A 25,642-nucleotide genomic window follows, 5' to 3' on the forward strand; every position below is an offset into this window, starting at 1 on the left:
TTAGATTCACTAATCAAGTTCTACTGTTGAATTGATATAGGTAACATGATTCATTTCTGTCAAATCCTTACCTTCATCTATATCTGTATATAAAACATTATTGCGTTCCCAAAATACATCTTTGCGTATAACTTTAGCCGGCACTCCTGCAATAACGCAGTTATTAGGAAACTGTTTTTTCACTACCGAAAATGCACCAACAATACTACCGCTACCAATCTTTGTACCACCCCAAATTGTTGCGCCATAGGCTACCCACACTCTGTCTCCAATGGTAATGTCTTTAGAAACATTTAAACGTTTTCCAGTATGAACATCATAAATCGGGTGTGCATCATCAGTACGGATTTGATTATTAGTGGCAAACATACAATCTTCACCAATGGACAAGGTTGTATGTTCGGCAACAGTAATATAAACCGGATTGGTACTGGTAGTTTTACTGCCGATGTTAATCGTACAGCCTACTCCCAAACACCATTGGCCTTGCATAGAAACATTTTCTCCAATATAGACTTTGCTGTCCTTACCTAAAAATTCCAAAAATACATTACGCAAGTTTGCATTAGGGTGGATAACAACTTCATTCCCACCTCCTCCTAGAAATTGGAAATGACAGTTTCGCAGATTATCAGGTGCAGTAATTTTATTTCCGGAGGTGTCAATATAATTACCTGACATCACTTCTTTTTTGCGGCTGTTAACTACTGGACGTTCAGAAAAATATTGTTCCGCACGTTCGGCCAATTTGATAAAGACCGCACAGGTTTGGGCAAAATCCAAAGCACTGACATCATAAATGTATACATTATCTCCATCCTGCTTAGATAAACTGAAGTTTGGAAACATTTCTCCGATATTATTTATCTCACTTTTATTACGATAAAACAGGAAAATCTTCTGCCAATTCAAATTTAAGCTGACAGAAAATGGGGTTTCACGGTCAGATTTGAAATTGCAGTACACATTCTGCTGATAATAAACATCAACAGACGTATTCTTTAATTTGATACTTTTAAGAATTTCTTGCTGAAATTCTTCAGTCGTTTTACCTAACATTACATTCCCCAAACATGATAAATATGGTTCAAATATTAAAAAAATAGACAGTAAATTTTAAACTTACTGTCTATTTACTTCGCATTTAGTTCAGATTAATGTCCGAATCAGTGATATGGATGTCCAACAGCAAATTATTGATAATGGTATTGGACAAGAATACTGTATTTCCTGAAAAATCTATGTGCTTTTGAATTTTTTCAAAGTCAAACTCACATAATACAATCGTAGGCAATGCTTCTTTCAGCTCTTTAATATCCGGATAAAACTCTGATACTTTAGCCGATGAAATGACCACTTGATTTTCAAGGTTATGATCAATTACATCTGGTAGCTTTTTGAAAGTCTCCAAAATCGGCGTACGGATAGAGTGCAGATACAATGGATCTTTGCCACCATAGTATTTATGGTTGCCCAAAAATGGGTCGATTGCAAAGGTTTTGTACCCACCAATTAAGCCGTGATATACCGCCCCAGTACCGCCTGATGATGCACCGCAAATGACTACGTTTTTCTTATCTACGCCATAAATACTCATCAGGCTCTTAATGAAACGCTGGATATTGTCTTCGATATTTTCATCAAACTTTGTATTCAAACCGTGACTGCCAAACGCGTCTGATACATCAGCCATACGGATGATATAAGTATTTGGCATGATACTGTTGCTGATAAATGGAAATGGGTGGCTATAATAACGGTCAACCATATTCTCATTGCTCTTATTGGTATAAGAGAACAACACCAATACGTTTTTCTTGTTGGCACTTAATACTTTCGGTGCTTCAACAGTATAAATAACATTTTCCAACTCATGGAAAGAGTCTGGGAAATAAGCCAAAAGATCTTTATAACTGTGCTTGTTCACACGACGGAACACACTTACACCCATTTTGTGTTCAACAGCTAAAAAGCCTCTATTATTTAGCTCATAAACATAATCACTTAGACCATGATTCCGAGCATAGCTTAGGAAAAACTCATTACTGTCGCCTTTGACACCAATGTATTCAATTTCCGGCTTATCCAAATACTCGGCTAAATTAATGCCTTTATTTTTTTCAACATTCAGGATGTAACACAATTCGCTGCCAAGATAAATGGAAGTAACTTCTAAAATCTCACTAAATTTATCCTCAATTTTTGCCCAATCGGCTTCAGCAAATTTAAAAGACAATACTGTCTTTTCTTGATTAACCGATTGTGGGTAACTTCCATAGACTTCTGAAATATATTTCAGGAATTTTGGGAAAATAGAAATTTTAGAAACCTTGCTCTTATTACGCTCAATAAAGTTAAAGGTTTGTCCTACTACCGTATAACTGACGCTGACAAAATAGTCGTTCAACAGAAAATCAAACACTATACTTTGATTGTTATAAATCCAAGCGTTAACCTTTTGAGGATCAATCTTGGCTTTTCGTAAGATGTTTTGCTGAATTTTATATAAATCCATTTTATAAACCCTGCTGATATTTTTCCAACAATGCTTTTTTGTCGGTTTTGTGGTTGGTGCTGACTGGAATTTCATCAATGTGAATAAATTCAGACGGCATCATGTAAGACGGTAAATTTTGTACTAATGCGTCTTTGATCGCCTGAGTATCTGCACTTTGCTTGGCTGTATAGAAACACACCAAACGCAATACTGCGCCTGTGTTGCGCTTCAACGCCACTACTGCCACATTATCAAAGGCAAATTCCTTAAGGTTAAGGATTTTTTCTTCAATTTCTGAAAGTTCGATACGGTAGCCATTGAGCTTAATCTGCTCGTCTTTACGGCCTTGTACATAGAATAATCCATTTTTTTCAAAACCGTAGTCACCTGTTTTATAAGTACGGTTATCTGCACTGTGTACTACCAAGCGTTTAGCATTTTCAGTTTCGTTGTTCAGATAGCCACGCATTACATGGTTACCGCTAATCCAAATCTCTTCGTCAACAATCTCTAATTTGGAATTAAGCACGGCAACGCCTACAGGCAACTCTTCTTCTGCCGCCAGCATATCAGACGTAATATCAACGTAAGTTGTTGCTACAGTAGCTTCAGTCGGACCATAGGTATTGATAACACGGACACCGGGAAATTTTTGAAAAATCATATTTACTACTGGTTTGCCAAGTTTTTCGCCACAGAACAAAAATTCTTTCAAACTCGGTAAAGTAGCCTGACTACATTTAGGGTTAAGCAGCTGCTGCATGGCAAAAGAAGGCGTGGAAACCCAAGTAGTAATTTGTTGTTTGGCCAAAAAATCAATCCAGGTGGCAGGATTAGAAATAGCATCACGACTGTTCATGACAATGCAACCACCGTAAGCCAAGTTGCCAAAGATTTCATACATTGACAAATCAAACGCAAACGGAGCCTGATTCATAAACACATTAGGTGCGGCTAAATTAAGCTGCTCTTTCATCCATTTCATCAGGTTGAATACAGCTTCACGACCGATTTGCACCCCCTTAGGTGCACCGGTTGTTCCTGAAGTAAACATGATGTAAGCCAAATCTTTTTCAGCCAGCTCTACTTCTTCGTCAGTCTGCTTTTCAAAAGTTTGCGTTGCCGAACGGTACACAAAGCGTGCTTTCGACAGTTGGCAGATATTGTTCAGACGGCTTTCAGGATAAATACTATCCACCGGAATAAAAGGGATTTTGTTTAATAAGCAGGCATAAATTGCCACTGCAAAATCAATTTCTTTATGGCCGTGCAACACTAAAGGAATGTTTTTGGTAATATCTGCTATGCTTTTGTAAGCCTCGATAAATGCGGCTATTTTTACACGCAACTCTTCCCAAGAACATTCCTGAGTATCATTAACTAACGCTTTTCCCGAAGTTTGGCTGAAACGGTATTCCAAAAAATCATCAAGATTTTGGAATTCATTTAATTGTTTCATGATTTAGCCTTTGTAATTATTTTCAACATATTGAATGATATTGGCTGAGTTTGCCAAAATATCAACCAGTTGCTCAAACGGCAAATCAACATCAAATTTTTGTTTGATGGCCATAACCAAATCCATTGCGCTCACAGAATCAATAAGTCCTGTAGACAACAATTCTTCATTTGCTGACACTTGTTTTTGTGCAACTTGTGAAATCAACGCCAAAACTTCGTTAGATACTGACATGGTAAGATCCTTTTATTAAAATTGAAATGATAACGCTTTGCACCCTGTGCATAACACTGTGATTATCCCATATTTTTTTACTTTTCAGGTAACTAAATATACAATATCCAAATAAAGCAATCCCTCTTTGACAACACTTACACCAGATCATCTGAAAGCGTTTGTATTTTCAGCCAACCGGTTTCACGACTTCCAGACACAATTTTAATTAAGGAAAACCAATGACTATTCTTATCACCGGCGGTACCGGTTTTATCGGTTCTCATACCGCTATTTCGCTGATTGAAGCGGGCTATGATGTTGTAATTCTCGACAATCTGTGCAATTCCAGTATCAACATTCTGCCGCGTCTAAAAAAAATCACTGGCAAGGATATTCCTTTTTATCAAGGAGATATCCGAGATCGTGCTATACTGCAAAAGATTTTTGCCGAACATAAAATCCAAACTGTGATGCACTTTGCCGGTTTGAAAGCGGTAGGAGAAAGCAATACACTACCTATGAAATATTACGATTACAACGTGTCGGGTAGCTTGATTTTGGCAGAAGAAATGGCTAAGGCAGGAGTATTCAGTATTGTATTTAGCTCATCTGCTACAGTATATGGTGACCCTGCTCGCACGCCGATTACCGAAGATATGCCAGTAGGAGGTACAACCAATCCTTACGGCACATCAAAATATATGGTTGAACGTATTTTGACTGATATTCAAAAAGCTGACCCACGCTGGAGCGTGATTCTGCTACGCTATTTCAATCCTGTAGGCGCACACAAAAGTGGTTTAATCGGAGAATACCCCAATGGTATTCCAAATAATCTCTTACCGTATATCTGCCAAGTCGCTTCGGGTAAACTGACAGAGTTGTCAGTATTCGGAAACGACTACCCCACCCCTGATGGTACAGGTGTACGTGATTATATCCATGTTGTTGATCTAGCTGATGGCCATTTGAGAGCTATGCAAAGCCATTCAACCAAGTCCGGCGTACATATATTCAATTTAGGTACAGGTAACGGCTATTCCGTACTAGATATGATCAAAGCCTTTGAAGCTGCTTCAGGCCTGAAAATTCCTTATCGAATTAAAGACCGTCGCCCTGGTGATATTGCTGTTTGTTACGCCGACCCTGCCTACACCAAAACGCAAACCGGTTGGGAAACCAAGCGTGATTTGGCGCAGATGATGGAAGACTCATGGCGTTGGGTCAGCAACAACCCAAATGGCTACGACGATTAAGTTGACCTGATACAGGCCGTCTGAAAGAGATGTTTTCAGACGGCCTCTTTATCTGAAAAACACACTTTCTGTCTGCTATAATCCGTTTATATCATTTTGACTATCCTCTGAAACTTATGAAAAAAATCCTTGTTACCGGCGGTGCGGGCTTTATCGGTTCTGCCGTTGTCCGTCATATTATCCAAAACACCCAAGACTCTGTCGTCAATGTCGATAAGCTGACTTATGCCGGCAATTTGGAATCTTTGACCGAGGTAGCCAATAATCCTCGCTATGCTTTTGAGCAAGTGGATATTTGCGACCGCGCCGAACTCGACCGCGTATTCGCACAACACCAGCCTGATGCCGTGATGCACTTGGCTGCGGAAAGCCATGTCGACCGCTCTATCGATTCGGCAGGCGAGTTTATCCAAACCAATATCGTCGGCACATTCAATCTGCTTGAAGCGGCCCGCGCCTACTGGCAACAAATGCCGTCTGAAAAACGCGAAGCCTTCCGCTTCCACCATATTTCTACCGATGAAGTCTATGGAGATTTGCACGGCACAGACGATTTGTTTACTGAGACCACACCATACGCGCCGTCCAGCCCCTACTCTGCCTCCAAAGCATCCAGCGACCACCTCGTCCGCGCATGGTTGCGTACTTACGGTTTGCCGACCATCGTAACCAACTGCTCCAACAACTACGGTCCGTACCATTTCCCGGAAAAACTCATTCCTTTGATGATTCTGAACGCGCTCGATGGCAAACCGCTGCCTGTGTACGGCGACGGTATGCAAATCCGCGACTGGCTGTTTGTCGAAGACCACGCGCGCGCGCTGTATCAGGTTGTTACCGAAGGTGTTGTCGGCGAAACCTACAATATTGGTGGCCACAATGAAAAAGCCAATATTGAAGTCGTCAAAACCATCTGCGCCCTGCTGGAAGAGCTTGTTCCTGAAAAACCGGCCGGTGTGGCACGTTATGAAGATTTGATTACTTTCGTACAAGACCGCCCCGGCCATGACGTGCGCTACGCCATCGACGCAGCCAAAATCGGCAGGGAGCTGGGCTGGAAACCGCAGGAAACATTCGAATCCGGTATCCGCAAAACAGTACAATGGTATTTGGACAACAAAACCTGGTGGCAAAACGTATTGAACGGCAGCTATCGTTTGGAACGTTTAGGCACCGGAAAATAAGTTTTCAGACGGTCTGTTCCCATATTAGGCCGTCTGAAAATCACGCAAACACACACTACTCAGGAGAAAACCCATGAAAGGCATTATCCTTGCCGGAGGCAGCGGCACGCGCCTCTACCCCATCACGCGCGGCGTATCCAAACAACTGCTGCCTGTGTACGACAAGCCCATGATTTACTATCCCCTGTCCGTATTGATGCTGGCAGGAATCCGCGATATTTTGGTGATTACCACGCCCGAAGACAACGCCTCTTTCAAACGCCTGCTCGGTGACGGTAGCGATTTCGGCATTTCCATCAGTTACGCCGTGCAACCCAGTCCGGACGGCTTGGCACAGGCATTTATCATCGGCGAAGAATTTATCAGTAATGACAATGTCTGCTTGGTTTTGGGCGACAATATTTTCTACGGCCAATCATTTACGCAAACATTGAAACAAGCCGCCGCCAAGACCCACGGCGCAACCGTATTCGGTTATCAAGTCAAAGACCCCGAGCGTTTCGGCGTGGTTGAATTCGACGACAACTTCAACGCCCTGTCTATCGAAGAGAAACCGCAACAGCCCAAATCCGATTGGGCGGTAACCGGCTTGTACTTCTACGACCGACACGTCGTCGAGTTCGCCAAACAAATCAAACCGTCCTCCCGCGGCGAATTGGAAATTTCCGACCTCAACCAAATGTATTTGGAAGACGGTTCATTGTCAGTACAACTTTTGGGACGCGGTTTCGCATGGTTAGACACCGGCACCCACGAGAGCCTGCACGAAGCCGCTTCATTCGTCCAAACCGTGCAAAACATCCAAGACCTGCAAATCGCCTGCCTGGAAGAAATCGCTTGGCGCAACGGTTGGCTTTCCGATGAAAAACTGGAAGAGCTGGCGCGCCCGATGGCAAAAAACCAATACGGCCAATATTTGCTGCGCCTGTTGAAAAAATAATGTTTGAGGCCGTCTGAAACTTTTCAGACGGCCTTTAGATGAAAGATAAAACGATGAACATCATTGATACTGCCATTCCTGACGTAAAACTGCTTGAGCCGCAAGTCTTCGGCGACGCGCGCGGCTTTTTTATGGAAACCTTCCGCGACGAGTGGTTCAAGACCCAAGTCTGCGAACGCACCTTCGTGCAGGAAAACCACTCCAAATCCGGCAAAGGCGTATTGCGCGGCCTGCACTATCAAACTGAAAACACACAAGGCAAACTCGTACGCGTGGTTGTCGGCGAAGTATTCGACGTAGCCGTCGACATGCGTAAAGACTCCCCCACTTTCGGCAAATGGGTGGGCGAGATTCTGTCCGCAGAAAACAAACGCCAACTGTGGGTACCCGAAGGTTTCGCACACGGCTTCTATGTACTGAGCGATGAAGCCGAGTTCGTCTATAAATGTACAGACTATTACAACCCCAAAGCCGAACACTCGCTGATTTGGAATGATCCGACCGTCGGCATCGACTGGCCGTTGCAAGGCGAGCCGAACCTGTCGCCTAAAGACTTGGCCGGCAAAGTATTGGCCGAAGCGGTAACGTTTTAAAAAGTTTTAAAAATAATTCAGGCCGTCTGCAAGAATGCTCCTCTTTTCAGACGGCCTACAATCCATTAATAACAATAATCGACGAAAACGCATTGTGAAAAACGCCTACATCCCCTCTCGCGGCATTCGCAAAATCCCCCATCTCTCCACCCTATTGCCCGAGTTTCATATCTGCAAAGACGGAAAAGGAGCAGAGGCTGTGGTCGGCTGGGGTTTGCGCCCGACGACACACAAAGCGCGTGCGTTTGCTGCCGAACACCAGCTTCCCTTTATTGCTTTGGAAGACGGCTTTTTACGTTCAGTCGGACTAGGGGTCGCCGGTTATCCGCCCTACTCCATCGTCTATGACGATATCGGTATCTACTACGACACCACCCGTCCTTCGCGTTTGGAACAACTGATTCTTGCCGCCGATACCATGCCGTCTAAAACCTTGGCTCAGGCGCAGCAGGCGATGGATTTCATCCTACAACACCACCTGTCCAAATACAACCACGCGCCCGAACTTTCAGACGATCATCCTTTACGTTCCCCATCCAAGCCTGAAACCGTCCTCATCATCGACCAAACCTTCGGCGATATGGCCATCCAATATGGCGGCGCAGACGCCTCTACGTTTGAATTGATGTTTCAGACGGCCTTAAATGAAAACCCGCAAGCCGATATCTGGGTAAAAACCCATCCCGATGTTTTGTGCGGCAAAAAACAAGGCTATCTGACCCAACTGGCGCAGCAACACCGCGTCCATCTTTTGGCAGAAGACATCAATCCGATTTCCTTGTTGCAAAACGTCGATAAAGTTTATTGCGTTACCTCGCAAATGGGTTTTGAGGCGCTTTTGTGCGGTAAACCGCTGACCACCTTCGGCCTGTCGTGGTATGCCGGATGGGGCGTAAGCGACGACCGCCATCCAAAAATCGACAGCCTTGTTCAAACCCAACGCCGCGCCCCCCGCAACTTGCTGCAACTCTTCGCCGCAGCCTATCTGCAATACAGCCGCTACCTCAACCCCAATACCGGCGAAGCAGGCAGCCTCTTTGATGTCATCGACTATCTGGCGACGGTCAAACGCAAAAACGACAAATTGCGTGGCGAGTTGTATTGCGTCGGTATGTCTTTATGGAAACGCGCGGTTGCCAAACCGTTCTTTAACGTACCCTCTTGCCGTCTGAAATTTATCTCTTCCACCCAAAAACTGGCCGGGGTCAAACTGTCCGACGATGCACGCATCCTTGCCTGGGGCAACGGCAAAGAGGCCATCGTCCGTTTTGCCAAACAACACAACATCCCCCTGCTGCGCATGGAAGACGGCTTTATCCGCTCGGTTGGACTCGGCTCCAACTTAGTGCCGCCGCTGTCGCTCGTTACCGACGATATGGGCATTTATTTCAATGCCGAAACCCCGTCCCGTCTTGAACACATCTTGCAAAACCAAAACTTCGACGATCAAGACTTTCAGACGGCCTTAAAGCTGCAAAAAATGCTGACCGAAAACCACATCAGCAAATACAACGTCGGCAGCTCAAACTTTACCGCTCCATCAACCGACAAAACCGTGATCCTCGTTCCCGGCCAGGTTGAAGATGATGCGTCTATCCGCTATGGTTCGCCCCAAATCTATCGCAATCTGGATTTGCTCCGTACCGTGCGCGAACGCAATCCCGATGCCTATATCATCTACAAACCGCATCCCGATGTAGTCAGCGGTAACCGCATCGGCCATATTTCCCCTGAAGATACGGCGCGATATGCAGACCAAACCGCCGAGCAAGCCGATATCCTGACCTGTCTCCAATACGCAGACGAAGTACATACCATGACTTCGCTGACCGGTTTTGAAGCCTTGTTGCGCGGCAAAAAAGTCAGCTGCTACGGCCTGCCTTTTTACGCTGGTTGGGGGCTTACCCGAGATCTGCTGCCCATTCCGCGCCGCAGCCGCAGGCTTGAGCTTTGGCAGCTGATTGCCGGCACGCTCATCCACTACCCCGACTACATCCACCCCGAAACCCATCAGGCCATCAATGCGGAAACCGCAGCCCAAATCCTGATACGTCAAAAAAATATGCAAAAAAACAACAACGGATTACATCGCGGGTACTTTGCTAAAAAATTATGTAAAATCAAACAACTATATCGATCTTTCAAATAAACGCCATCTAAATTAACAATACGTCATAAGTTTGCCTCTGTTGCGGCATTATTGCCTTTGCATCGTTAATTCTCTTGGCGTATGCTTTAAAGTTCAACCTAAAACTATTACATAAAAAACAAAACCACATTGCGACATGAAACAGACTGTCCTCAAAAACAACCTGCAAAACCTGCTTGAAAGCGCAGAAAATATCCTGCTGCTTCAAGGCCCTGTCGGCGATTTTTTTCTGCGCCTTGCCGACTGGCTGACTGCAAACGGCAAAACAGTACATAAATTCAACTTTAATGCAGGCGACGACTATTTTTATCCGCCCACTCAAGCGCATACCGTTGTTTTTAACGACGACTACGAGGCCTTTCCTGAATTTTTGCAAGAATATATTGTTCAACATCACATCCAGGCGGTTGTCTGCTTTGGCGACACACGCCCTTATCACGTCATTGCAAAACGAATTGCAAACGAAAACCAAGCCAGTTTCTGGGCGTTTGAAGAAGGCTATTTCCGCCCCTACTACATCACCTTAGAAAAAGACGGCGTCAACGCATTCTCCCCATTGCCGCGCCGTGCTGACTTTTTTCTTGAACAATTCCCTAAGCTTGCCCAGCAAGAATATAAAGCACCAACGCCGGTACGCGGCGGTTTTACGCCCATGGCAAAAAACGCCATCCGTTACTATATCGAATTATTCCGTAATCCACGCAAATACCCCGACTACATCCACCACCGCGCACCCAATGCCAGCCATTATCTCAAACTGTGGTCGCTCTCCATCCTCAAGCGTTTGAACTACTATATTGAAGACATCCAAATCGCCAAACGTGTGGAAGCAGGCAAATACGGCAAGTTTTTTATTGTTCCCTTGCAGGTATTTAACGACAGCCAAGTCCGTATCCATTGCGACTTTCCCAGCGTCCGCAGCTTCCTGCTCCATGTTTTGAGTTCATTTGCCGAACACGCGCCTGCCGATACCAACATCATCATCAAACATCATCCGATGGACCGCGGCTTTATCGACTACTGGCGCGACATTAAACGCTTTATCAAAGAACACCCCGAACTCAAAGGCCGCGTGACTTACGTCCATGATGTCCCCCTGCCCGTTTTCCTGCGCCATGGTCTCGGCATGGTTACCATCAACAGCACCAGCGGCCTGTCCGGACTGATTCACAATATGCCTGTCAAAGTGCTCGGTCGTGCCTATTATGATATTCCCGGCATTACTGACCAAAATACCTTGGCAGAATTTTGGAATCATCCGACACCGCCTGACAAAGAGCTGTTCCATGCCTACCGAATGTACCACCTCAACGTGACCCAAATTAACGGCAACTTCTACAGTCAGGTGTTTTTCCCCAACAAAAAAACCTCCGACTCTTCCACACCAACAACCTGACTTAGCGAAAGAAAGTTCAGGCCGTCTGAAAACATTTCAGACGGCCTGAAGCAATCAATACCTTAGCTACTGCCATGTAAATAAAACACAAAAACCTGCATTTATCATTAACAATAAATTACAAAAACAGTATAATGACCGAGCTGTCATGAGCGCATACCGACTCAACCTGAGCCCTTTGTAACACACAAAATATGGATGTACTCCCAGGCAAAACAATATAACAAGCCAAACATCCTACAGATAAGCCAGCAAGGCAATACACTCTGCAAAACTATGCCGAGCAATATTTTTACAAAGCCCTCAACCGGTATCGCCGCCCATATGCCGCAGCATCCGTCTTCCACTTTATACCCGCCCGCAAACCATGACCGTCGCTCCTGATATCCTCTACCGGCAAGCCGCCGCCCTTTTGGAACAATCCAATACCGCCCAAGCCCTGCCCCTGCTGCAACAGGCCGCAGAGCAGGGATATACGGAAGCTGCTTTTGTATTGGGCAATCATCTGCTGCAAAACGGTCATCCGGAGCAGGCACTTCCATGGCTGGAAGCCGCCGCAGCCCAACGCCATCCCAAGGCACTCTTTATCCTGCTGCAACAACGCGAACGCAACGGCACCCCGACCGGACAGCTTCTTAACGAATACGCCTGGCTGGGTGAGCAAGGTCATCTTGAAGCCCAATTAATCCTCATGCGTTACCATGCGCAACGCAACGATCCACAATCGCTCTACTGGGCAGAGCTTGCCGCCGCCCGATATGCCGCGCCTGCATATTACCATCTGGCACGCCATCATCAACGACAAGGCGACGTTGCAACTGCCATCGAACAATACGAAAAAGCGGCCGCGCTCGGCGTGACTGCAGCCTGCTGGCAACTCGGTCAAATCTACTTCTACGGCACAGGCATCAGCCCCAACCACGCACAAGCCGAACAATACCTCGAACAAGCCGCGCAAGCCGGCCACATCGCCGCACAAACCCTGCTGGCCGACCTTCTTGCCGCCCAACGCAAACCCGAAGCCTTAGAATGGTATCGTCGTGCCGCCGATAAGGAGCAAGCGGAAGCACAGGCCAAGCTGGCCCAATACGCCCTGACCGGCGAACTTTCCGAACGTGATCCGTTCCAAGCGGCGCGCTATGCCAAAGTCGCCGCCGAGAAAGACCATCCCGAAGCCCTGAAAATCATGGGCGACCTCTACCGCTATGGCCTCGGCATCAAAGCCGACAACCATATTGCGCATGATTACTACCACCGTGCCGCCGCGCTGGGTTCTGCCGCCGCCGCGCAAAAACTCATTAGCGACGCCGCGCTGTACCATCCGCAACAATACGAACAAATCAAAACTGCCGCCCTGCAACAGCAACAAACCGAGACTACATACCGTTTGGCGGAAACACAAGCCCACGCCATCGGCCGTCCCGCCGACTACAATGCCGCACGCAAGAATTACATGGAAGCTGCCGAGTTCCACCATAAAAACGCGGCGGCAGCCTTAGGCCGCATCTACCATTACGGCCTCGGTACGGCGCAAGACCCTCGGTCGGCTGCACACTGGTACGCCATCGCTGCCGAACAAAACCATCCTTCCGCCCAATACCACCTCGCCTGTTTTTACTATCACGGACAAGGCGTCGGCTGTCATGTTCCGACCGCCTGCTACTGGCTGCAGGCCGCCATCAGCAACGGCCACACTTCGGCCGAATCTTTAACATCCCTATTAGAACAATGGCGCCGCGAAACGCACCATGCCATCGGGCAAAAGGCTGTCTGAAAAGATTTACACTCGCATTTTTTGACAATCTTTAACTATTCCCCTAATATTTGCCAGTTATTTTTCACGGACACGTCATCGTTTTCATTTCTTTCTGAAAACACCTTGTCCGCGCATCAATACCATGACACTCGGCGGATAACGCCAAGCGTTGAAACACACTACATCCGGAACGAAAACGGATACTCGGAAAAACATTTCTAGGAGGTGAAACAACATGGAATGGGAATTCAACAGTTATTACACACTGATTGCCGCCACGCTCGTGTTGCTGGTTGGTAAATTTCTGGTTCAAAAAATCAAATTCTTAAGAGACTTCAATATTCCCGAGCCGGTCGCCGGCGGTTTGATTGCCGCTATCGTCCTGTTCGCCCTGCACGAAGCCTACGGCGTCAGCTTCAAATTTGAAAAACCGCTGCAAGATGCGTTCATGCTCATCTTCTTCACATCCATCGGTTTGAGCGCCGACTTCTCCCGTTTGAAAGCGGGCGGTTTGCCTTTGGTTATCTTTACCGCCGTGGTGGGTGCATTCATCATCGTCCAAAACTTTGTCGGTGTCGGCTTGGCGAGCGCATTGGGCTTGGATCCGTTGATTGGCCTGATTACCGGTTCGATTACCCTGACCGGCGGTCACGGTACTGCAGGCGCATGGGGTCCTGACTTTGAAAGCAAATTCGGCCTGACCGGCGCAACCGGCCTAGGTATGGCTGCCGCCACTTTCGGTCTGGTATTCGGCGGTTTGATCGGTGGTCCTGTTGCACGCCGTCTGATCAACAAAATGGGCCGTAAACCTGTCGTCAAAACTGCCAAATCCGACGACAACGATGCTGCCGACGACATCTTCGAACAAGCACAGCGCACCCGCCTGATTACTGCCGAATCTGCTGTCGAAACCCTGGCTATGTTTGCCGGCTGTTTGGCTTTTGCCGAAATCGTGGACAGCTACGACAAAGCCTTCTTCGACTTGCCTAAATTCGTATGGTGTCTGTTTGCAGGCGTGGTCATCCGCAACGTCCTGACTGCCGCCTTCAAAGTCAATATGTTTGACCGTGCCATCGACGTATTCGGTAACGCCTCCCTGTCCCTCTTCCTGTCTATGGCTCTTCTGAACCTGAAACTGTGGGAATTGACCGGTCTGGCAGGCCCTGTAACCATCATCTTGGCCGTACAAACCGTCGTGATGATTCTGTACGCCACTTTCGTTACCTACGTCTTCATGGGTCGCGATTACGACTCTGCCGTATTAGCAGCCGGTCACTGCGGCTTCGGTTTGGGTGCCACCCCGACTGCCGTTGCCAACATGCAGTCCATTACCCAAACTTTTGGCCCGTCTCACAAAGCCTTCTTGATTGTGCCTATGGTGGGTGCGTTCTTCGTTGACTTGCTCAACGCCGCCATCCTCTCCGGCTTCATCAGCGTCATCAAAGGCTGATACGTCTGACATAGAAAAGCACTTGCCGCATTTACTTGCTGCAAGTGCTTTTGTTATGATAAGCACGTCAGGCCGTCTGAAAGGCCGTCATCTTCAGGAGTACCCATGTACAAAAAAACTGCTTCCGTATTGATTTTAAGCACGATTCTGCTTGCCGCATGCAGCAAAGAAGAGCCCAAAGCCGCACTTGATTGCGCCCAACCGGCCACACTGCAAAACATCCGTACCACCATCGAAGACACCCTCAAACAACAAGCGCGCTCCTTTGCCCGCAATGACAACCGCCAATTCGTCGATGCCGATAAAATCATCGCCGCCGGCCTCGAATTAGAAACCCTGCTTGAAGACCCCAAAGAAACCGAAGACAACGGCAAAGCCATCTGCCGCGCCAACCTCAAAATCCGCATTCCCGACACCATCCTCAAAACGGCCATAGACAACAGCCCGCTGATTTACGGCAACACCCCGTTGTCCGACATGCTCGAACAAAAACTGATGGGCAGCAACCTGACTTTTGAAAATAACACGTTCAGCACCACCCTGCTCTACACCCCCGACAAAGACGGCAAACCGGTTTTCGAAGACAATACCCTGAGTTCCACCGCCCAAACCCTTTCCGCCACCCTGCTGCCCTACGGCGTGAAAAGCATCATCATGATAGACGGCAAACCTGTGTCCAAAGAGCAGGCCATCAAACTGCTGCAAAACCAAAACACGGAAGAACCGCCCACCCTCAATCCGCAAGACATCCTGGAAAACAACGCCGCCAGCCAGGCTGCCGGCCTGACCGATGACGGCGACGATTCAGATTACGAAGTCCTGCGCCCCGACCATGAAACCCAACGCAACGAGCCGCCCGGCCTCAGCCAAAGCGAACTTGACAACGCGCGCGCGCAAAACCGTCAGGCGGACGGCGAAATCAACGACCTCTGGGGCGGCTTAGACAGCGATGTCAAACAACAAATCCTCGGCGAGCAACGCGCCTGGATTCAAAGCAAAAAACTCAACTGCCAACAAGCCGCCGCGTCCGCAGACAGCGCCGCACAAGCAGAATACCTGCGTCTGCAGTGTGAAACCCGCATGACCCGCGAGCGCACGCAATACCTGCGCGGCTATTCCATCAACTAAAACCGATACGGCCGTCTGAACATTCAGACGGCCTGCACGAAAGCACATCACATCATGCAATACCGAATCCACCGTGAAGGCGATGCCCAAAACACACCCTCTTCAGCCTCCACCCCCGTTGACAACTGGGAGCGCAACACCCTGCGCGAAGTCCTCCTTGCCGCCTACCAAGAACAACGCCGCGCCCGCATTTGGCGCAATATCTGGCGCGGCGTCGCCGTCCTCATCTTCCTCAGCCTGATCTTTGGCTTCGCAGAAGAAGAAGGAAAAACCACGAGCATCCAAGCTCGCAGCGAACACACCGCCGTTATCGACCTGACCGGCGAAATCGGCAACGACATCGACGACCAAGTCCAAATCCTGCGCGACAGCATGGAAGCCGCCTACAACAACGGCAACGCCAAAGCCATCATCATCCGCGCCAACAGCCCCGGCGGTTCGCCTGTCGTGTCCAACACGGCCTTTAACGAAGTCCGCCGCCTCAAAGCCGAACACAAAGACATCCCTGTCTACCTCGTTGCCGAAGACATGTGCGCTTCCGGCTGCTACTACATTGCCGCCGCAGCCGACAAAATTTACGCTGACCCTTCCAGTATTGTCGGCAGCATCGGCGTGATCGGCGGCGGTTTCGACTTTACCGGCCTGATGGACAAAGCCGGTGTCAAACGCCGTCTGAAAACCGCCGGCAGCAACAAAGGCATGGGCGACCCTTTCACGCCTGAAACGCCAGCACAAACCCAAATTTGGGAAAGCATGTTGGGCGATATCCACCAAGAATTTATCAAAGCCGTCAAACTCGGCCGCGGCGCAAGGTTGAAAGACAAGCAGTATCCCGACGTTTTCAGCGGCCGCATCTATACCGGCAAAGAAGCCAAACAGGTCGGCCTGATTGACGACTTCGGCAGCATTTACAGCGTTGCCCGCGATGTCGTCAAAGCCCCCGATCTGGTCAACTACACGCCGCAAGACGATTTCAGCAAAATGCTCAGCCGCCGCTTTGGTGCGGAAGTGAAGGCCAAAGTCAAAGAAACTTTGTCTGAAATTTGGTAAACCAAAAAACCAAAAGGCCGTCTGAAACCCAAAACATGGGTCTTCAGGCGGCCTTTTTTATATCGTTTTTAAAATAAAACGCTGATTATTGTCCAAACATCCATCGACTTCATCAAATCGGCAGGCAGATGCTCTCTGATGATGCTTTTATGGGGACAGATTACGCCTGCAAACGATTAAACCTCCACGCTTCAGACGGCCTGCTTCTGCATATTGTGCGCCATATCAAGCGCGGCGCGGACAGCGGTAATCAAACTGCCGGAATCAGCTTTGCCTGTGCCTGCCAAGTTCAAGGCAGTACCATGGTCGACGGAAGTGCGGATAAAGGGCAGGCCGAGGGTGATGTTCACGCCTTCACCAAAACCGGCGTATTTGAGCACCGGTAGCCCTTGGTCGTGATACATGGCGAGGACGGCATCGGCATCTTTGAGCAAGAAGGGTTGGAACACGGTATCGGCCGGATAAGGGCCGCGTGCGTCTATGCCTTCGGCCTGAAGGGCATGAAGTGCCGGAATAATGGTATCGATTTCTTCGTGTCCCAAATGGCCGCCTTCGCCGGCGTGGGGATTGAGGCCGGTAACGAGGATGACCGGATTGGCTATGCCGAACTTATGGCGCAGGTCGTGTTCAAGAATGCGGACAACTGACTCGATTAAAGGCTTCGTGATGGCGGCGGAAATGTCTTTCAGCGGCAGATGGGTGGTGACCAATGCCACACGCAGGCCGCCGCCGGTCAACATCATGACGACTTGTTCGGTATGGCTTTTTTCGGCGAGGTATTCGGTATGGCCGCTGAAAAAGCCGTTGTCTGCGTGGGCATCGTTGATGATGCCTTTATGCAGCGGCGCGGTAACCATACCGGCAAACAGGCCGTCTGAAATGCCCTGATACGCCGTATCCAGCAGTCGGAGCACATACGCGGCATTAGCAGGATTGAGTTCGCCCACCCGACACTCGGCATCTAAAGGAATATGCAGAACTTCAAGTTCGCCCTTGGGCAACGGATCAGCCGCTTGGGCTTGGAAGTCGCGCAGGATAACGGATTTGCCGAGCTGTTCGGCCCTTTGCGCCAACAAGTTTTTGTCACACAAAACAACGGGGCGGCAAGGAAGGTCGGCGAAAGCCAAATCGAGGCAGATGTCGGGGCCGATACCGGCCGGTTCGCCGGATGTGATGGCGAGAATGGGAGCAGTCATGGTGTTTCTCGGTATGGTTTACAGTATTTAGACAACGTCAGGCAAAATGCCTGCCCTACTTTTGCAGATTAACACAAATACAAAAAGGCCGTCTGAAAACAGTTTTTGCTTGGTCAAACTGTTTTCAGACGGCCTTGGCTGTTTACCGTTTTACACTTAAGAACGGCGGCCGATCATGCGGTACAAAACATCGTGGCCTTGAATGCGGTGGACGACAACCATGACAATGTGGCCGGCGACAAGCGCGAAGAGCAGCCAGCCGAGTTTGCCGTGCGCCATATTGCCGAGATTGGACATCCATTCGATTTTCTCTGGCGAACCCTGCATCACTTCGACACCAAAGACTTTCAAAGGACCGCGGCCGCCGCCGTATTGGCGGATCATGCCGATAACGGGAACGGCGAGCATGAGGACGTAAAGGGCAAGGTGGCCTGCTTTGGCGGCAAAGCTGTCGGCGGCAGGACGTTTGGACGCATTGAGCAAAGCCCAAACAATGCGCACGGCAATTACCAACAGCGTGATGAAACCGATGGATTTATGCACGCCGAAGAGCGATTTGACCCATTCTTCGCCATCGTAGATGGTCCAAACGGTAATGGTGGAGAGGATGCCGATGAAACCGAGTACGGTCAGCCAGTGCAACGCGCGCGCGACGGCATCGTAGGTTTGTGGACGTGTAGCGGTCATAATATTTCCTTATTGTTGATTTATTTGGTTTTTTTGAATCGGCGGCATTGTAACAAAAATGCCGAACCAATTATGTTGCCTTTTTGAAGAGATTTCGTAAATGTTTGGAAAATTTGAAGAAACGGCAGTTTTATCCGTCAGGCTGCCCGGGCCGTCTGAAAACAAGGGCAGGAATACCACCTTCTATGCCGAACTCGGGCTAAAATAGGCGCTTTTATTCTAGGGTACGCATCAATGCAGGTTTGGATTCGGCGGTGTGCGCTGTTGCTTCTGCCTTTGGGTTTCTTGGCGGTCATGGTGGCCGCGCCTTTGCTGTCGCTGGCGTTTTACGACGGCGAAGGCGCTTGGGCGGAAGTGGTGGCTGATGACTATATGCGCCTGCGCTTGGGCTGGACGGTGGCGCAGGCGGTTTTGACCTGCGTCTTGGTCACGGCTTTGGGCGTGCCTGCGGCGTGGGTGCTGGCACGGATGGACTTCGCCGGACGGCGCACGGTTTTGCGCCTGCTGATGCTGCCTTTTGTGATGCCGACCTTGGTTGCGGGCATGGGCGTACTGGCCTTGTTTGGCGCACACGGTATGCTGGCGGCAGGTTGGCAGGACACACCGTGGCTGCTGATTTACGGCAACGTGTTTTTCAACCTGCCGGTTTTGGTGCGCTCGGCGTATCAGGGATTTGTGCGTGTGCCGCAGGCGCGGTTGCTGTCGGCGCAATCTTTGGGCGCGGACGCGTGGCGGCGGTTTGTCTGGGTCGAATGGCCGGTGGTACGCGCGTGGGTTGCCGGCGGCGCGTGTCTGGTGTTTTTATATTGTTTTTCAGGCTTCGGACTCGCCTTGCTGCTCGGCGGCGAACGTTTTGCGACGGTGGAAGTGGAAATCTACCGGCTGGTGGCGTATGAGTTGGACATGGCGCGTGCGTCGGTGTTGGTGTGGCTGGTGCTGGCGGTTACGGCGGCGGCAGGCGGTTTGTATGCGTATTGGAGCAGGCGCGTGGCTGTGGATAAATCGGTCTCGCCTTTGCCTCCTCGTGCGCCGATATGGGCTTGGGAAAAATGGCTGACGGCAACAGTTTTGGCCATGTTGGCAGTGTGCTGTCTGCTGCCTTTGGCTGCTGTGTGGCTCAAGGCGGTATCGGCAGGCTCTTCTTGGGCAGTCTTGCTGGAAGCGCAAACGTGGGCGGCAGTGTGGAACACCATCCGTTTCTCTGCGGCAGCCGTGGTGGCGGCAACGGTTTTGGGCGTGCTGTATGCGGCGGCGGCACGGCAAATGGCGTGGTTGCGCGCGCTGATGTTTTTACCGTTTATGGTGTCGCCCGTGTGCATCGCGTTTGGCGTTTTGCTGCTCTATCCGCAGTGGACGGCCTCGCTGTGGCTGCTGACGGCAACTTACGCGCTGTTGGCGTATCCGTTTGTGGCCAAAGATGTATTGGCCGCGTGGGACGGTTTGCCCAAAGATTACGCGGCGGCGGCGCGCACTATGGGCGCAAACGGTTTTCAGACGGCCTGTTATGTAACCGCGCCTTTATTGAAACCTGCCTTGCGGCGCGGCCTGACTTTGGCTTCGGCAACGTGTATCGGCGAATTTGCGGCCACATTGTTTCTGTCGCGCCCCGAATGGCAGACGCTGACCACTTTGATTTACGATTATCTCGGACGCGCCGGTGCGGACAATTACGGACGGGCAATGGTGTTGACGGCGGTATTGACCGCTTTGGCTTTAACGGCATTTTTGCTGGTGGACGAAGCGGAAGGGCAAAAGGCCGTCTGAACGCGGTCGGCTCAAATTCCCTTCACTTTCACTACTCTATTGCCGCGCCTTGTATCGAAAATTGATTGAATCCGCTATATAATTTGTTTTTAACCGCACTCAACACGACCTATCATGACCGACTTAGAAACCAAACGTCTTGAAACCCAAGCCATGCTGGACAATGCCGACTTGCTGTTTGACCAAAAACAATGCCGCGCGGCCTTGCAAAAAGTTGCCGACGACATCACCCGCGACTTGGGCGACAAATACCCCCTGCTCTTGCCTGTGATGGGTGGTGCGGTGGTGTTTACAGGGCAGCTGCTGCCGCTGTTGCGCTTCCCTTTGGACTTTGACTACGTCCACGTTTCCCGCTACGGCGACAAGCTCGCAGGCGGCGCGTTCAACTGGAAACGCATGCCCGACCCCGAGCAAATCAAAGGCCGTCATGTAGTCGTTTTAGACGACATTCTGGACGAAGGCCACACCATGGCCGCCATTCAGGAAAAACTGTTGGAAATGGGCGCGGCAAGCTGCCGTGCGGCCGTATTTGCCAACAAACTGATCGACAAAGAAAAACCGACCAAAGCCGATTATGTCGGTTTGAACGTGCCCAACCGCTACGTCTTCGGCTACGGCATGGATGCCGCCGGCTGTTGGCGCAACCTCGGCGAAATCTACGCCTTAAACAATAAATAAAACAAAGGCCGTCTGAAAAATCTTCAGACGGCCTCAACCCCCATGCTAGGAACACATCATGATAGGTTTGTTAATCATTACACATGAAACCATAGGTGAAGCCTATCGCGGTTTGGCCGACCATTTCTTCCCCAACGGCTTCCCCGAAAATCTCCACATCCTCGGCGTACAGCCCGATGAAGATCAAAACGACATCATCAACAACGCCATCGCCGCGTTGCAGGAATTTCCCGACAACCGCGGCGTGCTGATCATGACCGACATCTTCGGCGCAACCCCGTGCAACGCCGCACGCCGGCTGGTGCGCGAAAACAAATCCGCCATTCTGACCGGCCTCAACGCCCCGATGATGATTAAAGCCATCCAATACTCATCACAAGCCGAAAATCTCTCCGACTTCACCGAAACCGTCAAAGAAGCCGCCATCCGGGGCATTTTCGCCATTACATCCGCACCTGAAGACCTGGTGTGCAAAGAACACGGCTAAGGCCGTCTGAAAACATTCACTTTACGAACATTTAGGGGACATCCATGCTCAAACAAGAAATCGAAATCATCAACAAACTCGGCCTGCACGCGCGCGCTTCCAGCAAATTCACCCAAACCGCCTCCCAATTCCAAAGCGAAGTCTGGGTCACCAAAAACGGCAACCGCGTCAACGGCAAAAGCATCATGGGCCTGATGATGCTGGCCGCCGCCAAAGGCACCGTGATTGAGCTGGAAACAGAAGGCGCAGACGAAGCCGCCGCCATGCAGGCGTTGACCGACCTCATCAACGACTACTTCGGCGAGGGCGAATAATGAGCATCGTCCTACACGGTGTGGCCGCGGGCAAAGGCATTGCCATCGGCCACGCCCACCTCATCACGCGCGGCACAACGGAAGTCCCCCAATACGACATTGATCCCGACAAACTCGTTGCCGAAGTTGCCCGTTTCGACAACGCCATCAAAGCCACGCGCAAAGAATTGGAACAGCTGCGCGGCGCAATTCCCGAAAACGCTCCGACCGAATTGGGCGCGTTCATCTCCCTGCACCTGATGTTGCTGACTGACGTCACCCTCTCGCGCGAACCCATCGACATTTTGCGCGAACAGAAAATCAACGCCGAATGGGCATTGAAACAGCAAAGCGACAAGCTCGCCGCCCAGTTCGACAGCATCGACGACGACTACCTGCGCGAACGCAAACAGGACATGCTCCAAGTCGTCCGCCGCATCCACAACAACCTTGTCGGCCAAAGCAACGAAATCAATCTCGCCGGCAACCTGTTTGACGACACCGTCCTCATCGCGCACGACCTCTCGCCTGCCGATACCGTATTGTTCAAAGAGCAGCACATTACCGCCTTCGTAACCGATGCCGGCGGCCCGACCAGCCACACCGCCATCTTGGGCCGCAGCCTCGACATCCCGTCCGTCATCGGCCTGCATAACGCCCGCAAACTCATCACCGAAAACGAAATCGTCATCGTCGACGGCATCAACGGCACCCTCATCATCGATCCCGACGAAGTCGTCCTCAACGAATACCGCCGCCTCGCCCGCGAATACCGCAGCCACAAGCGCGAACTCAACAAAATCAAAAAAACCGCTGCCACCACGGCCGACGGCATCAACATCGAACTTTTAGCCAACATCGAATCCGCCGAAGACATCAAAACCCTGCACAACTTCGGCGCAGACGGCGTCGGCCTCTTCCGCAGCGAATTTCTTTATCTCAACCGAGACACCATGCCGTCTGAAGACGAGCAATACGAAGTGTACAGCGCGATTGTGAAAAAGATGAAAGGCAAAAGCATCACCATCCGCACCGTCGATTTGGGTGTCGATAAAAATCCGCGCTGGTTCGGCCAAAACAGCTCGCCCAACGGCAGCCTCAACCCTGCACTCGGCTTAACCGGCATCCGCCTGTGCCTCGCCGAGCCGGTCATGTTCCGCACCCAAATGCGCGCCATCCTCCGAGCCGCGGTACACGGCCCCGTGCGCATGATGTGGCCGATGATTACATCCATTTCCGAAGTGCGCCAATGCCTTATCCATCTGGACACGGCCCAACGCCAACTCGCCGAACGCGACGAAGCCTTCGGCCCGGTCAGCATCGGCTGCATGATTGAAATCCCGTCCGCCGCCATGACCGTCGGCAGCATCCTCAAGCTCGTCGACTTCATCTCCATCGGCACCAACGACCTGATTCAATACCTTCTGTCGGTCGACCGCGGCGACGACAGCGTCAGCCACCTTTACCAACCCGGCCACCCTGCCGTCCTCAAAACGCTGCAACACATCATCCGCACGGCAAACCGCATGGAAAAAGGCGTGTCCATCTGCGGCGAAATGGCCGGCGATACCGTCTTCACCCGACTGTTGCTCGGCATGGGCCTGCGCCGCTTCTCCATGAATCCCAACAACCTGCTTTCGGTTAAAAACATCATCCTGCACAGCCACACCGGCCATCTCGAAAACGATGCCGCCAAAATCCTACGCTGCGAAGATCCGGAAAAAACCGAGAAACTGATTAAAATCCTCAACCAAAGCGAACAGGCGGAATCACAGGCCGTCTGAACCTCCGGCAAGGGCGTGTTTCAATACACGCCCTTTTTATTCGCCCCCATTTTGGGTTTACACCCGATTCTCCCTCAAGCCTCCTTCTTCCCTATTTTGCCATTTCAAAAACCAACCTTTTTCACTTTTTCCCAATATTGCTTACAGGCCGTCTGAAAAATATATGGCGCAAGTGAAATAAACGCTTTTAGACCCACCCCAAAGGCCGTCTGAACCCCGATTACAAGGTTTCAGACGGCCTGCTGTACTCAACCGTATATCTTTTATTTTTTTGCAATAAATGACCCTTTGCCTATTCCTTCCAGCTACTGCCCACTATGGCTTTAGGCACCCATATCATTCCTTTTCACTAGGTCTTCAGCATACCCAAACATTATCCCTTTATTTTAATGATGCAACTTTTTACTCTAAAATATGTCTATTCTCATGTTTCACTTGAAAAAAGATTCAATACCTTGTAAATTTATAAAAGATAATAGTTATCATCATATTTTAAAGGAGTAGTTCATGAGATTTACGCAACTTTCTGCTTTGATTGCCGCTGCAGCGTTATCAGTCGGCTCCGTATCCGCTTTTGCCAAACCGGTTCAGCTGACCGATACCATCGGCCGTAAGGTAACCGTCGACCTGCCTGCCAAACGCGTGGTTTTGGGCTTCTACTACCAAGACTACATGGCCATCGGCGGTAAAACCGCGCTGGACAACGTCGTCGGTTTCTCCAAAGCAGTTTGGGCCGACTGGGCGCCGCCAAGCTGGGCGGCATTCAGCAAAGCCGTGCCTAAACTGAATCAGCTGACCGACGTGGGCGAAGTGGAAGTCGGCACTTTCTCGATTGAGAAAGTATTGGCGCTGAAACCCGATTTGCTGGTTTTGGCCGAATGGCAATACAAGGCTTTGGGTTCCGATCTCGACCGCATCAACAAAGCCGGCATCCCCATCGTCGTGTTGGACTACAACGCGCAAACAGTGGCCAAACACGTTCAATCGACCAAGCTCATCGGCACGCTGACCGGCCAGCAGCAAAAAGCCGACAAACTGGCGGCAGACTACAAACGCGTTGCCGACACCATCCAAGCGCGCGTGCAAAAAGCCAACCTGCCCAAGCCTAAAGTGTATGTCGAGTTCGGCAACAAAGGCCCTGCCGAACACAGTGTTACCTTCGGCAAGAGCATGTGGGGTTCGATGACTACACTGGTCGGTGGCAACAATATCGCCGCTTCTTCGGTCGAATTCTACGGCCCGATCAATCCTGAAAAAGTATTGGCCGCCAAACCCGACGTGATCGTGATTACCGGCCGCGAAACCGAATTGAAGAAAAACCCTGCCGCCATGGTGATGGGCTGGGGCATTCCGAAAGCGGAAGCGGAAAAACGCTTGGCAGGCTTTGCCAAACGCGCCGGCTGGGCAAACCTGCCTGCGATTAAAAACAACCGCCTCTACGCCGCCTACCACGCCAACTCACGCACGCTGTCCGACAGCGCATCGATTCAATTTATGGCCAAAGCGATTTATCCGCAGTTGTTTAAGGATTTCAACCCTGAGAAGACCTATCTGGACTTCTACCGCCAAAACCTGCCCGTCGTACCGAACGGTACGTTCTACCTCTACCCCAAAGGACAATAAGGTAGTTTAGATTTTCAGACGGCCTTTTAAATCGGAAGGCCGTCTGAAATTTTTGC

General features: G+C 50.0%; 22 protein-coding genes. 16 read left to right on the forward strand and 6 right to left on the reverse strand.

Annotated elements, in window-relative coordinates; genetic code table 11:
• Window positions 1–9: 9 nt before the first annotated feature.
• From ACTHS8_RS05540 to ACTHS8_RS05555, 4 genes are all read right to left on the reverse strand, one after another.
• Complete coding sequence (locus ACTHS8_RS05540) at window positions 10–1,059, reverse strand: acyltransferase (protein ID WP_063076571.1); 1,050 nt, start codon at window positions 1,057–1,059, stop codon at window positions 10–12.
• A gap of 85 nt (window positions 1,060–1,144) precedes the next feature.
• Window positions 1,145–2,515: an XcbB/CpsF family capsular polysaccharide biosynthesis protein gene (locus ACTHS8_RS05545; RefSeq protein ID WP_222570704.1), complete on the reverse strand. Its 1,371-nt coding sequence runs from the start codon at window positions 2,513–2,515 to the stop codon at window positions 1,145–1,147.
• Between the two features lies 1 nt (window position 2,516).
• Window positions 2,517–3,956, reverse strand: a complete 1,440-nt coding sequence (locus tag ACTHS8_RS05550) for an AMP-binding protein (RefSeq protein WP_222570703.1) — start codon at window positions 3,954–3,956, stop codon at window positions 2,517–2,519.
• Window positions 3,957–3,959: 3 nt separating this feature from the next.
• Complete coding sequence (locus tag ACTHS8_RS05555; RefSeq protein WP_003747973.1) at window positions 3,960–4,190, reverse strand: acyl carrier protein; 231 nt, start codon at window positions 4,188–4,190, stop codon at window positions 3,960–3,962.
• A gap of 221 nt (window positions 4,191–4,411) precedes the next feature.
• On the opposite strand from ACTHS8_RS05555, the gene galE reads away from it, so the two are divergent.
• The 10 genes from galE (at window position 4,412) to ACTHS8_RS05605 (ending at window position 17,074) form a co-directional block, all read left to right on the forward strand.
• A complete protein-coding gene (gene galE, locus ACTHS8_RS05560; RefSeq protein WP_440373196.1) occupies window positions 4,412–5,428 on the forward strand; it encodes a UDP-glucose 4-epimerase GalE in 1,017 nt (338 codons plus the stop codon).
• Between the two features lie 116 nt (window positions 5,429–5,544).
• A complete protein-coding gene (rffG, locus tag ACTHS8_RS05565) occupies window positions 5,545–6,612 on the forward strand; it encodes a dTDP-glucose 4,6-dehydratase (protein ID WP_070826780.1) in 1,068 nt (355 codons plus the stop codon).
• Between the two features lie 73 nt (window positions 6,613–6,685).
• Window positions 6,686–7,552, forward strand: a complete 867-nt coding sequence (gene rfbA / locus ACTHS8_RS05570) for a glucose-1-phosphate thymidylyltransferase RfbA (RefSeq protein ID WP_063076566.1) — start codon at window positions 6,686–6,688, stop codon at window positions 7,550–7,552.
• 53 nt (window positions 7,553–7,605) lie between these two features.
• Window positions 7,606–8,145: a dTDP-4-dehydrorhamnose 3,5-epimerase gene (gene rfbC / locus ACTHS8_RS05575; protein WP_002251782.1), complete on the forward strand. Its 540-nt coding sequence runs from the start codon at window positions 7,606–7,608 to the stop codon at window positions 8,143–8,145.
• A 34-nt stretch (window positions 8,146–8,179) separates the two neighbouring features.
• Complete coding sequence (locus tag ACTHS8_RS05580; protein ID WP_063076565.1) at window positions 8,180–10,294, forward strand: capsular polysaccharide biosynthesis protein; 2,115 nt, start codon at window positions 8,180–8,182, stop codon at window positions 10,292–10,294.
• Between the two features lie 136 nt (window positions 10,295–10,430).
• Window positions 10,431–11,690: a capsule biosynthesis protein gene (locus ACTHS8_RS05585; protein WP_440373197.1), complete on the forward strand. Its 1,260-nt coding sequence runs from the start codon at window positions 10,431–10,433 to the stop codon at window positions 11,688–11,690.
• A 367-nt stretch (window positions 11,691–12,057) separates the two neighbouring features.
• Entirely contained in the window at window positions 12,058–13,464 is a 1,407-nt protein-coding gene (locus ACTHS8_RS05590) for a tetratricopeptide repeat protein (RefSeq protein ID WP_188208912.1), read from the forward strand.
• Between the two features lie 217 nt (window positions 13,465–13,681).
• Window positions 13,682–14,896 carry a sodium/glutamate symporter gene (gene gltS, locus ACTHS8_RS05595; protein WP_440373198.1) on the forward strand — a complete coding sequence of 405 codons (1,215 nt, stop codon included), beginning with the start codon at window positions 13,682–13,684 and terminating at the stop codon, window positions 14,894–14,896.
• A gap of 105 nt (window positions 14,897–15,001) precedes the next feature.
• The gene (locus ACTHS8_RS05600) at window positions 15,002–16,024 is read left to right on the forward strand and encodes a lysozyme inhibitor LprI family protein (RefSeq protein ID WP_440373199.1); all 1,023 of its coding nucleotides are present in this window, start codon (window positions 15,002–15,004) and stop codon (window positions 16,022–16,024) included.
• A gap of 54 nt (window positions 16,025–16,078) precedes the next feature.
• Window positions 16,079–17,074, forward strand: a complete 996-nt coding sequence (locus ACTHS8_RS05605; protein WP_440373200.1) for a S49 family peptidase — start codon at window positions 16,079–16,081, stop codon at window positions 17,072–17,074.
• A 191-nt stretch (window positions 17,075–17,265) separates the two neighbouring features.
• On the opposite strand, the gene pdxA is transcribed toward ACTHS8_RS05605, so the two are convergent.
• Both pdxA and ACTHS8_RS05615 read right to left on the reverse strand, forming a co-directional pair.
• A complete protein-coding gene (pdxA, locus tag ACTHS8_RS05610; RefSeq protein ID WP_285070919.1) occupies window positions 17,266–18,270 on the reverse strand; it encodes a 4-hydroxythreonine-4-phosphate dehydrogenase PdxA in 1,005 nt (334 codons plus the stop codon).
• A 156-nt stretch (window positions 18,271–18,426) separates the two neighbouring features.
• The gene (locus ACTHS8_RS05615) at window positions 18,427–18,957 is read right to left on the reverse strand and encodes a cytochrome b (RefSeq protein ID WP_083297191.1); all 531 of its coding nucleotides are present in this window, start codon (window positions 18,955–18,957) and stop codon (window positions 18,427–18,429) included.
• 234 nt (window positions 18,958–19,191) lie between these two features.
• On the opposite strand from ACTHS8_RS05615, the gene ACTHS8_RS05620 reads away from it, so the two are divergent.
• The 6 genes from ACTHS8_RS05620 (at window position 19,192) to ACTHS8_RS05645 (ending at window position 25,586) form a co-directional block, all read left to right on the forward strand.
• On the forward strand, window positions 19,192–20,721 hold the full coding sequence (locus tag ACTHS8_RS05620; protein WP_440373201.1) for an ABC transporter permease: 1,530 nt from the start codon (window positions 19,192–19,194) through the stop codon (window positions 20,719–20,721).
• Window positions 20,722–20,835: 114 nt separating this feature from the next.
• Entirely contained in the window at window positions 20,836–21,399 is a 564-nt protein-coding gene (locus ACTHS8_RS05625) for a hypoxanthine-guanine phosphoribosyltransferase (RefSeq protein WP_070584372.1), read from the forward strand.
• Window positions 21,400–21,457: 58 nt separating this feature from the next.
• Entirely contained in the window at window positions 21,458–21,886 is a 429-nt protein-coding gene (locus ACTHS8_RS05630) for a PTS sugar transporter subunit IIA (RefSeq protein ID WP_049344952.1), read from the forward strand.
• Window positions 21,887–21,930: 44 nt separating this feature from the next.
• On the forward strand, window positions 21,931–22,200 hold the full coding sequence (locus ACTHS8_RS05635; protein ID WP_003683718.1) for an HPr family phosphocarrier protein: 270 nt from the start codon (window positions 21,931–21,933) through the stop codon (window positions 22,198–22,200).
• Window positions 22,200–23,963, forward strand: coding sequence for a phosphoenolpyruvate--protein phosphotransferase (gene ptsP / locus ACTHS8_RS05640; protein ID WP_440373202.1), 1,764 nt, complete (start codon window positions 22,200–22,202; stop codon window positions 23,961–23,963). The genes ACTHS8_RS05635 and ptsP overlap by 1 nt, the downstream gene beginning before the upstream one ends.
• 507 nt (window positions 23,964–24,470) lie before the next feature.
• Window positions 24,471–25,586, forward strand: a complete 1,116-nt coding sequence (locus ACTHS8_RS05645; RefSeq protein ID WP_314589748.1) for an ABC transporter substrate-binding protein — start codon at window positions 24,471–24,473, stop codon at window positions 25,584–25,586.
• Window positions 25,587–25,642 lie beyond the last annotated feature (56 nt).

It is taken from the genome of Neisseria sp. P0016.S008 (genome assembly GCF_051957775.1).
GTDB classification, from domain to species: domain Bacteria; phylum Pseudomonadota; class Gammaproteobacteria; order Burkholderiales; family Neisseriaceae; genus Neisseria; species Neisseria flavescens_B.